Annotated in this window: 11 protein-coding genes and 1 pseudogene; 3 read left to right on the top strand and 9 right to left on the bottom strand. The window is 44.7% G+C overall.

Annotated elements, in window-relative coordinates; all coding sequences use genetic code 11:
• A pseudogene (locus K0625_RS14880) lies at positions 1 to 65 on the top strand (IS200/IS605 family transposase); the annotation flags it as partial.
• Positions 66 to 159: 94 nt separating this feature from the next.
• Here the strand turns inward: K0625_RS14880 and dsbB are convergent.
• Both dsbB and nhaB read right to left on the bottom strand, forming a co-directional pair.
• Entirely contained in the window at positions 160 to 669 is a 510-nt protein-coding gene (gene dsbB, locus K0625_RS14875) for a disulfide bond formation protein DsbB (RefSeq protein ID WP_220110408.1), read from the bottom strand.
• Positions 670 to 773: 104 nt separating this feature from the next.
• The gene (gene nhaB, locus K0625_RS14870) at positions 774 to 2,360 is read right to left on the bottom strand and encodes a sodium/proton antiporter NhaB (protein ID WP_220110407.1); all 1,587 of its coding nucleotides are present in this window, start codon (positions 2,358 to 2,360) and stop codon (positions 774 to 776) included.
• 311 nt (positions 2,361 to 2,671) lie between these two features.
• Between nhaB and fadR the strand changes: the two genes are divergently transcribed.
• Positions 2,672 to 3,421, top strand: coding sequence for a fatty acid metabolism transcriptional regulator FadR (gene fadR, locus K0625_RS14865; RefSeq protein WP_220110406.1), 750 nt, complete (start codon positions 2,672 to 2,674; stop codon positions 3,419 to 3,421).
• A gap of 210 nt (positions 3,422 to 3,631) precedes the next feature.
• Here fadR and tamB read toward each other — a convergent pair whose 3' ends face one another.
• Both tamB and K0625_RS14855 read right to left on the bottom strand, forming a co-directional pair.
• Positions 3,632 to 7,504, bottom strand: coding sequence for an autotransporter assembly complex protein TamB (tamB, locus tag K0625_RS14860; RefSeq protein WP_220110405.1), 3,873 nt, complete (start codon positions 7,502 to 7,504; stop codon positions 3,632 to 3,634).
• Positions 7,501 to 9,354 carry an autotransporter assembly complex protein TamA gene (locus K0625_RS14855; RefSeq protein ID WP_220110404.1) on the bottom strand — a complete coding sequence of 618 codons (1,854 nt, stop codon included), beginning with the start codon at positions 9,352 to 9,354 and terminating at the stop codon, positions 7,501 to 7,503. The genes tamB and K0625_RS14855 overlap by 4 nt, the downstream gene beginning before the upstream one ends.
• A gap of 134 nt (positions 9,355 to 9,488) precedes the next feature.
• Here K0625_RS14855 and K0625_RS14850 point away from each other — a divergent pair, with 134 nt between their 5' ends.
• The gene (locus tag K0625_RS14850) at positions 9,489 to 10,538 is read left to right on the top strand and encodes an isoaspartyl peptidase/L-asparaginase family protein (RefSeq protein ID WP_232847115.1); all 1,050 of its coding nucleotides are present in this window, start codon (positions 9,489 to 9,491) and stop codon (positions 10,536 to 10,538) included.
• 60 nt (positions 10,539 to 10,598) lie between these two features.
• Here the strand turns inward: K0625_RS14850 and K0625_RS14845 are convergent, their stop codons facing one another.
• The 5 genes from K0625_RS14845 to K0625_RS14825 all read right to left on the bottom strand — a co-directional run bounded on the left by K0625_RS14845 (position 10,599) and on the right by K0625_RS14825 (position 13,578).
• A complete protein-coding gene (locus K0625_RS14845) occupies positions 10,599 to 10,766 on the bottom strand; it encodes a hypothetical protein (protein ID WP_220110402.1) in 168 nt (55 codons plus the stop codon).
• Between the two features lie 88 nt (positions 10,767 to 10,854).
• The gene (gene hypA, locus K0625_RS14840) at positions 10,855 to 11,202 is read right to left on the bottom strand and encodes a hydrogenase/urease nickel incorporation protein HypA (protein WP_220110401.1); all 348 of its coding nucleotides are present in this window, start codon (positions 11,200 to 11,202) and stop codon (positions 10,855 to 10,857) included.
• A complete protein-coding gene (gene hypE / locus K0625_RS14835) occupies positions 11,203 to 12,216 on the bottom strand; it encodes a hydrogenase expression/formation protein HypE (protein WP_220110400.1) in 1,014 nt (337 codons plus the stop codon).
• Positions 12,216 to 13,334: a hydrogenase formation protein HypD gene (gene hypD, locus K0625_RS14830; protein ID WP_220110399.1), complete on the bottom strand. Its 1,119-nt coding sequence runs from the start codon at positions 13,332 to 13,334 to the stop codon at positions 12,216 to 12,218. The genes hypE and hypD overlap by 1 nt, the downstream gene beginning before the upstream one ends.
• 4 nt (positions 13,335 to 13,338) lie before the next feature.
• Entirely contained in the window at positions 13,339 to 13,578 is a 240-nt protein-coding gene (locus tag K0625_RS14825; protein WP_220110398.1) for a HypC/HybG/HupF family hydrogenase formation chaperone, read from the bottom strand.
• Position 13,579: the final 1 nt, after the last annotated feature.

The following is a 13,579-nucleotide window of genomic DNA, read 5'->3' as shown; positions in this document are numbered from 1 at the left end:
GAAGATATGTAAGGCATCAAGAAAAGGTTGAAAAACAGGAGCAGCCGCAATTAGATTTGAAGTAGACAACGCCCCCTTTTAGGGGGCTAATGCAAAGCCACCTTCTTCAGAAGGTGGATTCTTTACTGTTAATACCAATTAGTATCAGATATTCGAGCTTTAACGGGTTTTGCTCAATGCTGGAATGGCAAAAACAGCCAGTGCGATTAAATATGCCGTAAACGCACCTATCATCCATTGACCCATGGTGATCCCAAACATCTCCCAAGGGATATCGGTGCACATACCGGTAGGCATAAATAGTGATGGGAGCCATTCATGAAGTGGCATCCAAGTTGGAAATTCGGGTAGGAATGAACAGGTAGAGAAAGGGGATGGATTAGTCTGCATATCAACTAACTCAAGTGCCAACTTTAATCCCCATGCGGCACTGACAGACCAGCCTAAAATGGCTATCAGGCGCATAAAGCGATTTTTATGCCCTATGATGCCGATTAAGCCTGCAGCCAAAATCCCAAATATCGCGAGACGTTGATAGATACACATCACACAGGGATCGAGCTTCATCACGTATTGAAAGAAGAGTGCACACAGTTCAAGGCCCAGAGCGGTACCGGCCAAAATAAGCCAAGCAAGACGAGATTGTGCAAATTGAGTGACTGGGTTCAAGACTAAATTCTCCCTAATTCATTAATAAAAAACGCCCAATGAGGGCGTTTTTAAGACTTTTGTAACCTGATAAAGTTCAGTTTACACTGAATTTACTCTCGACGTTAGTGTGAAGACACTGCAGGTTCAACCAGATCTTTTATCGAGTGGTGGGTAATAATCTGGTTATCGTAAAAGTACTGGGTCATCTGTTCTAATCCACCAAGCTCAATTGCAAGCACACCTACGATAGAGAGTACGATAGTGTATGGCAGAGCCATCCACACCATACGTCCATAGGAGAGGCGAATAAGCGGAGCTATGGCTGATGTTAACAAGAACAGGAAGGCGGCTTGACCATTAGGTGTTGCTACCGAAGGCAAGTTAGTGCCTGTGTTAATGGCTACAGCCAATAGGTCAAACTGATCACGAGTGATTTGACCAGACAGAAGTGCAGCTTTAACTTCATTGATGTAGACAGTGCCAACAAACACGTTGTCGCTGACCATAGAGAGCAGCCCATTGGCGATATAGAAGATCACTAATTGAGTGTTACCTTCATAGCTTAGTGCCCATTGGATCACAGGAGCAAACAGTTGCTGATCGATAATCACGGCAACTACTGCAAAGAAAACGGCTAACAATGCAGTAAAAGGTAGCGCTTCTTCAAATGCCTTACCCAATGCATGTTCATTGGTTACACCATTAAAAGCGGTTGCTAGGATGATAACGGACAGACCGATAAGACCTACAGAAGCTAAGTGAAGGGCTAAACCTACAATCAACCAAATTCCGATAAATGCCTGTACAACCAGCTTCATCTTGTCATGGTTGGTGCGTCTCGCATCTTCATGAGCTTCATAGTCAGATAAAATTTTGTGTACGGCTTCTGGTAGCTGTAGCCCATAGCCAAATATTTTAAATTTCTCCACAAGGAAACAGGTAAATATACCCGCAAAGAACACAGGGACTGTTACAGGGGACATGCGTATCGCAAATTCGGCAAACTGCCAATTAGCTTGCGCAGCAATGATCAAGTTTTGTGGCTCACCGACCATAGTGCATACACCGCCTAATGCGGTACCGACACCTGCATGCATCAGTAGGTTACGCAGGAAGCCACGAAACGCTTCGAGCTCCTCTTCGCACAACTGTTTCTGTCCATCAGAAGTGTGGTCGTGATCGTCATTGAAAGTTTTACCCGATGCAACCTTATGGTAGATAGAGTAGAAACCGACTGCGACGGCGATAATCACAGCAATAACCGTTAATGCATCTAGGAAAGCCGACAGAAATGCTGAGGCAGTACAGAACATCAAGGAAACGACTATTTTAGACCTTACCTTAGTGATCATCTTAGTGAAGCCAAACAGAAGTAGCTGCTTCATAAAGTAGATACCAGCAACCATGAAGACTAATAGCAGTAATACTTCTAAGTTTGCTTCTATTTCATGGAAAACTTGGCTGGGAGAGGTCATGCCTATCGCTACTGCTTGAATAGCAAGTAATCCGCCGGGTTGGAGTGGGTAGCATTTTAATGCCATGGCCAAAGTGAAAATAAATTCAATGACCAATAACCATCCCGCTACAAACGGATTGATATAAAACACAATCGGATTAATGATTAAAAATGATAAAATTGCGATTTTGAACCACTTAGGAGAATTACCTAAGAAGTTATCAATAAACGCCTGACTCATAGTCACAGGCATGTCATCCTCTCAAAATTGATAGATATTATGATTAGTAGTTTGAGACCACCATTTTTTAAGCCGCACAAGTCTAGCTCAAAGAGGCTAGTGTTTAATAGCCTACTAACATCTAATACCTTAAAAAAATCTTAAATTGTCGAATTCAGCAGGAAAAAATTCTCTCCATTAATGAATTGCGTCTTATTTTCCTGTGTTTTGGGACTTTAATCTTTGATCTTAACCTGTTTTGATCTAGAAAGGTTTCCATTTATCCTCTCTCTGGTATGATCAGTGGATAATATAATGTGAATCAAATTTGGAAAACGACCCTGATGACGATAGTCCAAAAAGCTCCGACCGTGGCAAAAAACAAAGATATTATCGAAGCCAAGGGACCTGCGAGTTTTGCTGAGAAGTATATTGTCCGTTCTATCTGGGAGGAGAAGTTTCCACCAGGTTCAATATTACCGGCTGAAAGAGAGTTATCTGAGCTGATAGGCGTGACGAGAACCACACTACGTGAAGTGCTACAACGTTTAGCACGTGACGGTTGGTTGACGATTCAACACGGTAAGCCTACTAAAGTGAACGATATTTGGGAAACGTCAGGGTTAAATGTACTTGAGACGATTGCTGATTTAAACCCTGCTGGTGAGCCTGTTTTATTAGAGCAGTTGCTCTCTGCTCGAACCAATATCAGTGCAATCTATTTTAAAGGTGCCGTACGCCATAACCCTGAAAAAGTGTTAGAGGCGTTAAAAGAGATCACCTTACTCGATAACGATCCTAAAGCTTATGTAGAGTTTGATTACCAGTTGCACCACACTTTAGCCTATAACTCAGGTAATCCACTTTATGTGTTGATTTTGAATGGCTTTAAAGGTCTTTATAGTCGTGTGGGTCAAGATTATTTTGCTATTGATAAAGCCCGTGAGCTGGCCTATGAGTTTTATGAAGCGCTGCAACAGCTCGCTGAAGAGAAAAATCATAATGCGATACCAGCACTGATGCGCAGTTATGGCATTAATAGTGGCAAGGTGTGGCAAAGGTTTAAGAATAGTCAAGCTCAACTGGCTGATTAATTCCAGTTAGGGATTGAAAAAAAACCGCTTTCTGCGGTTTTTTTATGTCAGGAACATTTATGCAGATTTGCCAAGGATGGCAGTAAATCTGCTTTATGTCTGGCCATAAATGTTCCCTTCATTTATTGGCATTTCCACCATCCTTGGCGGTCAGAACATCTGTGTAGATTTGCCAAGGATGGCAGTAAATCCGCTTTGTGTCTGCTTATCTTAGTCAATATCGAAGTTGTAGTAGATATCCAGAGATTGTTCAACGGTTCCAGATACCGTCTCGAGGTAGAGCTGTGATAGTAGGTAATACCTTACTGTCACCTCATAACCGGGGTTAAACACGCCAACACCGTATTTTACCATCAAGTCTTCACCGATAAATCCACTGATCGCCACTCGACCATCATCATTGGCATCAAGCTGCACGTTTGAAAAGCCCATCTTCTCAATAAGCGTTGTTGCTGAGTTACCGATATTATTCACAGCTCCGCCGCCTAATTGGTTACTTAAGGTTAATGCGGCGCCCATCATTAGGCTGCTGTTTTGATCGCTGTCATTGCTGTGAAAACCTGTCCCTTTTATGATGTAGGAGAGGATCTCCGCTTGCTCTTTTGTTGGCGATGAGAATAGTGTCACGATCGGTTTTAATGGAGTTCCGGTGATCCTAACTCCAGCAACCACATCCTCCTCTTTGATCTCTCTGACCGCCTCAATATTTAGATTGGGAATAGAGAGTGGGCCAATAAATTGCACTTCACCGGCTTTAATCTCCAGTGTTTGCCCCATAAATTTATAGTTACCGTCAACGACTCGAATATCGCCGTAGAGCTGAGGCGGCCTAAACGCTTCCTGTTTTAGATCCAGTGTGCCTGTGAGTTTACCCCTCAAGCCCATGCCATCAATTTTGAGCTTATCTGCTACATTAATCTGAATATTTGAGGTGATGGCTAGCGGTGTCTGCTCCTTCTCACCAGAGGAGATGCTGTCTTCAAATACCACATCGCTGGATTCAGCTACGCCGCCTTCAGGGAGTTGAACTACCTTGATATTTCCTGAGGGAATATCGATAACGCCCTGAATATCTAGGTTCTGTTTCTTAAACTGTATTTTGAGAGCAGGTGATACATTGAGTAAGGCTAGAGGCGGTTGAATTATGGCCAGATCTTCACCATTAAATGAGATATCTCCATTTAGTTCATCACCTCCCCAATCGATAACACCATCGAGTGTCGCCTTACCATCTCCCATAAGCCAGCTTCCATCAACGTTAGCTTTCTGCCCTGAGAGTGTAAGGGAGAGGTCGATATCTTCTAGTTGCGTTGGGTTAGCTGTGATAAGTAGCTCGCCTTGTTTTAGTGCTATCTCGCCAGAAATATCGGGTTTGCTTAAGGTACCGCCTATGGTGAGTTCGCTGGAGATCTTGCCAGCGAGACGCTCAAGTTGTGGCATAAACTCCGATAAAGCCTCTAAGTTGATCTGATGCAGTTTTGTGTAACCTGAAAGTGTTCTGTCTGGGGTCACATTAATATCAAGTTGTCCCTCTAAACTGGCGATATCATGGGAATCAAAGCTTACCTGAGTCGACAGTTTTTTCTCATCGAGGGAAGCTTGTATGTTTAACTGTTTGTAGCCTATATCTAATTGACGATTATTGTTGTTAAGGCTGATATGCCCAGGCTCAAAGTTAAGGGTCAAGAAACCTGTGGGTTTACCTCCTGGTTGCCACGCAAGCTGGGTGTTGAGTTTAGCTGGCGCTTCCCAAGCGAAGTTATCGGGTAGGAAAGGGGTGAGCACAGAGCCTAAGTCGCCGCTAAAGTTAATACTGGCATCGCCTTTAACGCCGAGTTCTGCGGGATCATTAAGGCATAAATTGCCCTCTTTATGTTGCCAACAAAAGGGCTGTACTAGGCCTGATTGTTCACGGTTTTGCCAAGTGATATCGAAGGGGGCTTCAAGTGACCAAGGACCCATTATGGAGTTAACACTAAAGGTATGTATCTCTGCGGTCAGTTTCTCTGTTTTAGCGTCGAAACGTGAATACATTTTTGAGTCGACTTGTAACTCACCGAAACTTTGTAAGCTTAGTTTTTGTTCCTTCTCGTTTCCTTTCGCCCCTAAGGTGACTGAGTCAATATCGATATCATCCCAAGTGAGTTTTTTGGCATTCATTGAGAGTGCAAATTCATGGGTATCGAGCGGTCGATAGTTGCCTTTGATTTGAGCGTGTTCAAGCTCGAACTGATCAAATTGCAGATCTAATGCATCTGCTATGATCCCTATTTGCGGGTGACTGCTCTGTCCAGAAACCTTAATGTTTGATTTAATACTTCCTGAAGCATCCCGGTGCCAGAGGCCTAGATCTGGAATATCTAATAAGGCATTTACAGCCCAGGTATCTTTTACCGCACCAGAGAGATGTAAAACCGATTGCAGGGCATTAATTGTTAGGCTGTTTGCACTGAGGCTTAACTTATTATTGATGGTGACATCACCTAAGAGCTCGAATGGATAACCTTGTATTTCACCGTGCAGATCCGATTGGGCTATCCCTACCTGCCACTGTTTACTGTCCAATGTGCCTTGAGTATGGAGCTGACCGCTAATAGAGCTTGCTGGTAGTGGGCTTTCCAGCTCCAAAACCAACTGTTCCATCTTAAATTGATTGAGCTTAATATCAGCGTCCCAACCAATTTGATCTCCATAACTGGCACTGCCTGAAGCGGTAAGTTCGCCAATACTCCCTTTGGCATTCAGGTGGCCTATCTCTATTTGCTGAGCTGTATGTTCAAACGCAGTATCGATATCAAGTTGAGGTTGATAGGGCGTATTGAAAAGGCCAGTGAGCGTGACTGACTGGTGACTCAAACTGCCTTGACTCGATAAGTTAATCGATTCACCTTTATAGAGGGGATTGTCGAGTGGCCAAGTTAATCGCTTACTCTTAAGTTTCAGGTGATAGGGCAGTGTTGGCGATGAAAGTGCAATATCCCCATCGAGCGAAAGATCAATGTGACCGGAGCCTGTTGCTGTAATGGCGAGTTTATCAAAACCACCTTCTGCTTTTATCGTGAGTTTTTGTGGATTTAGCTCTGGTAATTCAGCGATGTGCTGAGCATCAAATGCAGCAGAGAGTGCCATAGGGTAGTCAGCTTTAAGGGAGAGTTCACCTGCTAGACTCGCGTTACCGTAGGTGTGTTCAACCTCAAGCTGCTCAACATGAACGAGAAAACTGTGATAACTGGCCTGTAGCTTGATCTGTTTGAAGTTGTCCTGTCGTTGTCCCAGTTTAAGTAAGCTGTCAGTGAACTTGGCATCGGAGACAAATACCGGAATTGGCATAAACACTTCCGGAAGATGAGCCATGGCCCACTCGCTCTCCTTCTGCTCTACTGTGTTGACTTCAGAGTTTTTACTCTCTAAGGGAATAGAGACTAACAGACCTTGGCTATTAAGCCGGTTAACTCTTATGCCTGTTTGCTGCCATTGAGCCTGTGTTTGTAACTGCTCGGCATTAAACTGCATATTATCGACTCTGACCTTGACTCCCGCTAGAGAGGCATGTTGAAGATCGATCCCAAAAGGAAGTTGGATCTCCACATTCTCTTCATTCTCGGTTTGGAGGTTGTCAGGGGAGGGAGTGTCTGCGGCTTCACTTTCTGAAAGTTTATCAGTGTCAATCTCTACCTGAATATTTGATGCAACAAGCTCATCAACACATAGCTGTTTTCTCAATAGACACATGGGCAGCCATGTCAGTTGTAGCGATTTTACATCGACAGCAATACCGTCCATTCCCCAGTGAGTATCTTTCACCTCAAGGCGGCTATTAATGGTGCCGCTCACATAGGTGATGTCGAGGTCGGGGATGAATGCATCTGCCAGAAATACCGTGATCCTGCTGCCGAAATCGGTACCAATTAAGATGGCGATTAAGATTAATAAACCAAGCGGAAGGTAGATGAAGAGCCTGCATAGGCCCTTAAAGCTTCGCCAGCAGTGAGTTAACAGACCAGCTTTTTGCTTTGTAGAGGCTAGGGGGGGTAACGACTCTTGGCTAGCCTCTTTTACTAACTGCTCTGGAATCTGGCTCATAACTCTGACCCCATGGTTAAGTGAATACGCCATGGGCGGGAAACTGTGTCAGTTTCAGTCCCTTTAAGGCCAACACCGACATCAAACTTGATGGGGCCTATTGGGGTTATCCAGTGAATACCTCCACCTACAGAGATAATAGGGTCAATTTGATCCACATCGAAGGCATTACCTGCATCGACAAAAGTGGCCACACGCCAAGATGGGGTCAGGTAATACTGATACTCTAGACTTCCCACCATCAGGTAGCGTCCACCGATCACCTGCCTTATTAGCTTATCGTCACTGCTGGTGTATTCAAAATAGGGGCCTAACTCTTGATAACTATAACCACGGATACTCTGATCGCCTCCGGCAAAATAGCGCAGTGAAGGGGGGATAAAGGGCAGATCTTCATCTGCAGCCAAATTTATCCCTAAATCGAGTCTAGATACGATTCTGTGTTTTTCGAAGAAAGTATCGATCCACTTATATTTAGTTTGGAGCCGAGCAAGGCGCACCGTAGAGCCTAAGGAAGGATCGGCATATTCAATGCTGTAGTGCTGAAAGAAACCAGATTTAGGATCTAAACTGCTGTCTCCTCGTATGGTCTTGGAGATGCTACTGCCAAACAGAACAAAGGTGGGATCGTAGTCGATTTCAGATTGAGTGTAATACTCACGGATCGCCTCAACTGAGTAGCTAAATAACCATTGGCTCTCTAGTTTTTGTTGGCGAATGATCCCGAATAGACGTTTATTGCCCTCAAGCTCTCCGGTATTTCTAAAGGTGTTATCTTCAGGATCAAAAACCTGAGTGACGCCATATTTATCCCTTAACATCCCCACTCTTATTTTTAACTGATCATTGAGTGGATGAGTGAGCGGTATGGTATAAGTGCTTAAAAACTTAGGTTTATCGGGAGCCCACTCTAGGCTGGTCTCCTGAGAATGCCCGTAACTGTTTATCTGCGGGGTTCGCCAGGTGACTCTGACTCTAGGTTCGAACTCCTTCTCTGTGGTGTTACCGATATCGACACCTAAACCGAGCTCTATTGAGTGGCTTGGTCTGGGAGAGAGCTCAACTTTAATCGGAACATTCAAGTCGACCGCTTTATCCACCTGAGGGAGCACTTTAATATTGGAGAAGTACCCAGTGTTCAGCAACTCTCTATTTAGTGCTCCAAGATTTGCAGTACTGTATGGACTGTCTGTCTTGAAGGGGACTAAACCATTCATCAGATCATCATTGAGTGTCTGTCCCTCAAAGTTGACGGCACCGATTCGGTAACGTTGACCTGAGTCATAGTGGAGCGTGATACGAGCGGTGTTTAGATCGCGATTGATTGTGATAGCCGATTTTGTGTATTTACCATCGAAGTAACCACGGGCGAGTGCCAGTGTGACAAGTTGGGACTTTACCTGCTCATAAATACCGTGATTAAGGGTATCGCCCGGTTTAATGCTTAGCCCATTGAGCCAGTCGCTAATGATGGGATCATTGAGGATCTCGCCATCGAGATCAATATCTACCCACTCGATTAATGTGGGAGCACCAGGCGTTACAATAAGGCTTAATGTCCAGGCTCCTTTCTCAGGTGATAATACTTTTTGGTCCACTTTGCCATGGTAGTAACCGAGAGAGTGAAGTGCGGCCGAGGTGTTATCCTCTGCGTTGAAGATAAAGGCACGCCGCTGCACGTTTGAGTTTGGTAATTGGCCTAAGTGAGCCTTGATATTTCTATCTAATTCTCCGGAAACGCCACTAATGTTTAATTTAAGCCAATCTTCTGCCTGTGCTAAGAGGGGGCACAGTAAGCTGATGATTAAGATAAGGCTAAATGGCCATGAAGCTAATGTACGTATATGCAAAAAGAGGTAGCTCTAATCAGTAACAGAAATGCTGTGACCATTGTCGCTAGATTATTGAATGCAGGCAAGTTGATGATTGTAATTAAGTCTATAAATGGTTACAAAGAGTACAAATAAAAATAATGGACACGTTAATGGATCACAAGATTAAAATTACTGGCCTACTGCTGGCTATTTTATCGTCATCAACCACTCAGGTTGTTGCCGATGAAAAACCTTTCTCTATTGCGATACATGGTGGAGCGGGCACCATCTCAAAGGCAAACCTGACGCCAGAGCAGGAGCAAGCTTATCGGGATAAGCTTTCACAAGCTGTCAATGCTGGTTACAGCATATTAGAAAAGGGGGGAGATAGTCTTGTGGCCATTCAGGCTGCAATCAATGTGCTCGAGGACAGTCCACTTTTCAATGCTGGTGTTGGCGCTGTGTATACCTTCGATGGTCAACATGAGATGGACGCTTCCATTATGGATGGCAAGACCATGAATGCGGGCGCGGTTGCTGGGGTAAAACATATTAAAAACCCGATCAATTTGGCCGATGCGGTGATGAATAAGTCGCCTCATGTCATGTTATCTGGCGCTGGGGCTGAGGAGTTTGCACTCACGCAAGGGTTCCAGTTAGTTCCTGTGACTCACTTTGATACTGACAAGCGTTATAACCAACTTATCGATGCCAAAGAGAAGATAAAAACTGCTGAGACGGCAAAAGATTACCAAGCCGCTAACCACTTGATGGGACGTGATTATCTGGATCTGGATTATAAATTCGGTACTGTTGGCGCGGTAGCCTTAGATCAAAATGGCAATCTGGCCGCTGGCACCTCGACAGGAGGGATGACAGCCAAACGTTTTGGCCGTATCGGTGATTCGCCTGTGATAGGCGCTGGTACCTATGCTGAAAATGGTGTGTGCGCTGTATCAGCCACTGGCCATGGTGAGTATTTTATTCGCTATCATGTGGCCGGAGATATCTGCGCTAAGGTCAAGTATCAGAAAAAGTCTATTATCCAAGCCGCCGATGAGGTGATTAACCAGCGTCTTATCACTGCTGGTGGCACGGGGGGCGTGATTGCACTTGATCAAAGAGGCAATATCGCCACACCGTTTAATACTGAGGGGATGTACCGTGCGACACGTAAAAATGGTGAACCTGTACAAGTGATGATTTGGCGAGATAAGTAACTCTTGGTTTAAAATAAAAGAGTTGAAGCTGGCATCTGCATTGATGCCAGCTTTTTACTTTTACTGTTTCTTCTTCCAGATGTAGATACCAGCGACCAAGATAACGGCGGCAACAATAGGAAGTAGATCAAACATATGATGGAACAGACCCACACCATCATGCCCTGGGTGAGCCCAGGCCAAACTTGGTATTAAGGCCAGTGCGAGCAAAGAGGTTATTTTTTTCATTTTAACTCCATTTCATTAATATACGTAGCTTATAAAATTAGGTTTAATCCTGCTTGTTTTAATCTGTCTTATACCGATTAGTACTGTGTTATCCAGTGTCAAGTTCCAGCTGCATCAATAGCATCTCCTCTCCCTCTACTAACTTGGTGTCGCTGCTTTTGCATTGGGGGCAAATAAAATGTCGCTCTTCAAGTTGATTGCTTCTGTTGCAGCCATAGCATTGCAGTACTAATGGTTGGATCTGCATCTCAAGTTCGGCATCTTGGCAGATCTCGCCAAGCTTAAATGTTTCAAACGCAGTTTGTAGTAATGAAGGTTCTACACCACTCATCACGCCTATCTTTATCGCGACTCGAGTGACTTTATTGGCTCCATTTTCAAGCGCCAGCTGCTCACACTGTTCGATTAACGCTGATACGATGGAATATTCATGCATCTAACAGATCCTTGGCAATAGTTCACCTTGGGGTAGATCTAAGTAGCGACGGCTACCCCATGGAGTGGTGATGACAACTTTGCCTTGATGCTCTGCGGTCACAGAGCCTATGATGGCGGCATGTTCACTCTGGCCATATCGAGCCATTATCTCAATTACGCCTAGAGCAAATGCCTGAGGAATGGCAAGGATGAAAGTGCCTTCGTTTGCCAAATCGTGAGCTTCAAAGCCATAGAGTTCGCATAAGCCTTTTACTTCATCACTGATGGGGATGTCATCTTCTTGAACATCGATCCCCACATTGGACGCTGCTGCCCACTCATTCAATACAGCTGCTAAGCCGCCACGAGTAGCATCACGCATGGCGTGGATTTCGATATTTGCAGCGATGAGCTGTTCGATAACAGGCCATAAATTGGCACAGTCACTGGTGAGTGTTGACTCCAGTGCTAAAGACTCTCTGGCCATCAGAATAGCAGCGCCGTGTCGGCCAATATCTCTAGATACGATGATGGCATCGCCCACTTGGATGTTTTTAACTGAAATGCCTTTACGTAAGATGCGCCCAACACCGGATGTATTAATAAACAGACCGTCAGCGCAGCCTTTCGGTACAACCTTGGTATCTCCACAGACAATGCGAGTGCCACTCTTGTGCAGTTCAGTTGCCATGCTGGCAACAATCTGTTTAAGGGCGGAGATTTCAAATCCCTCTTCGATAATAAAACTGCAACTTAAATATTGTGGCTCGGCGCCCATCATCGCCAAATCGTTCACTGTGCCAGCAATGGCCAGCTTGCCTATATCTCCGCCAGCGAAGAAGAGTGGTGCCACGGTGAAAGAATCAGTAGTGAAGGCTGTTTCGCCTGAAAGATGCAGTAGCGCTGCATCCTCTTCATTATGTAAAATCGGGTTCTTAAATGCCTTAAAAAAGATCTGTTGAATAAGATCACTCATCTCTTTGCCACCACCGCCATGGCTAAGTTGAACCGTTTTGCTGTTGTTTTCAGACATTAAGACACTCCGTTGTAACGATAGTAGGCATTACATGCTCCCTCAGAGCTAACCATACAGCTGCCTAAAGGAGTTTGTGGGCTGCAACCGCGGCCAAAGACTTTGCAATCCTTAGGTTTAACAATTCCCCGTAATACATCACCACATTGACAGGCTTTATGATCATCGATTTCAGTATTGGGGAGCTGATCGCGGTAGATAATTTCGGCATCTCGATGGCTATATTTTGGGTTAAGTGCAAGTGCTGATTTTGCTATGGGACCAAGTCCGCGCCAGCGAAATGATTCTCTGACAACAAATGTCTCTTGGTTTTTGTTTTGGGCTGCAAGGTTGCCCTCTTCGGTGACGGCGCGGCTATATTGTACATCGAGCTCGGCCACTCCTTGGACTTTCTGTCTGACGATCCTTAGGATTGATTCCATCACATCCACAGGTTCAAAACCTGACACAACTAGAGGTGTCTGGTACTTCTCGACACAGGGTCGGTAGACCTTAGAACCACTGATCACACTCACATGCGAAGGCCCGATAAAGGCATTAACCTGAACATCTGGATCCGCCATCACAGCATCGATTGCTGGGGGAACGAGGACATGGTTGATGTAGAACAGCAGGTTGTTTATGCCTCTTTTTTCTGCCTGTTCAAGCAGCACTGCGGTCATTGGGGTCGAAGTTTCAAAACCTATGGCAAAGAAGATAATGGTTTTATCTGGATTATTGATAGCGATATTGAGCGTATCGAGGGGATCATAAATAGGGCGGATGTCATGGCCTTGAGAGCGAAATTCAGCCAGACTGCCTTTTGAACCAGGTACCCGAATCATGTCACCTAAGGTCACAAGTATAACATTGGGCAGACAAGCTAGAATTGCGGCATGATCGATTCGTTCTTTTGGCATGATGCAAACAGGGCAACCCGGACCATGGATAAACTCTATATTATTAGGCAGTAGCTGCTTTAGCCCATATTTCATGATGGTGTGAGTATGACCGCCACAGACCTCCATGATCTTGATTGGCTCAATTAGCTGTTGTGCTTCATCGGCAATCATTGTGGCGAGTTTTGCTAAGGTTTGTGGATCTCTAAACCCTTGGTATAAAGTCTTTAACGCTAACATCCAACTACTCCGAAGCTGTGAGTTTCTCTGCAATCTCTCGATAGAGGCTAATACTTTCCAGTGCATCACTTTTATCAATCTTGCTCATAACAAAGCCAATATGGATGAGCACATAGTCACCAATTTCAAGTGGGTCTTGAATCAAATGGGCACTGACTTTTCGTCTTACCCCTAGCGTTTCCACCGTCACACTCTGTTCATCTTCATGGAGCTCAACAACCTCTGAGGGGATAGAGAGGCACATA

Source organism: Shewanella nanhaiensis, from assembly GCF_019457885.1.
In the GTDB taxonomy this organism is placed as follows: domain Bacteria; phylum Pseudomonadota; class Gammaproteobacteria; order Enterobacterales; family Shewanellaceae; genus Shewanella; species Shewanella nanhaiensis.
Note: the sequence above shows the minus strand (reverse complement) of the source record. Positions and strands in the feature narration are given on the sequence as shown.

What these genes read in the sequence shown, in the direction of transcription:
- nhaB (WP_220110407.1), bottom strand. Translation starts at nt 2,360, where the DNA reads ATGCCTGTGACTATGAGTCAGGCGTTTATTGATAACTTCTTAGGTAAT.
- fadR (WP_220110406.1), top strand. Translation starts at nt 2,672, where the DNA reads ATGACGATAGTCCAAAAAGCTCCGACCGTGGCAAAAAACAAAGATATT.
- tamB (WP_220110405.1), bottom strand. Translation starts at nt 7,504, where the DNA reads ATGAGCCAGATTCCAGAGCAGTTAGTAAAAGAGGCTAGCCAAGAGTCG.
- K0625_RS14850 (WP_232847115.1), top strand. Translation starts at nt 9,489, where the DNA reads ATGGATCACAAGATTAAAATTACTGGCCTACTGCTGGCTATTTTATCG.
- K0625_RS14845 (WP_220110402.1), bottom strand. Translation starts at nt 10,766, where the DNA reads ATGAAAAAAATAACCTCTTTGCTCGCACTGGCCTTAATACCAAGTTTG.
- hypA (WP_220110401.1), bottom strand. Translation starts at nt 11,202, where the DNA reads ATGCATGAATATTCCATCGTATCAGCGTTAATCGAACAGTGTGAGCAG.
- hypE (WP_220110400.1), bottom strand. Translation starts at nt 12,216, where the DNA reads ATGTCTGAAAACAACAGCAAAACGGTTCAACTTAGCCATGGCGGTGGT.
- hypD (WP_220110399.1), bottom strand. Translation starts at nt 13,334, where the DNA reads ATGTTAGCGTTAAAGACTTTATACCAAGGGTTTAGAGATCCACAAACC.
- K0625_RS14825 (WP_220110398.1), bottom strand. Translation starts at nt 13,578, where the DNA reads ATGTGCCTCTCTATCCCCTCAGAGGTTGTTGAGCTCCATGAAGATGAA.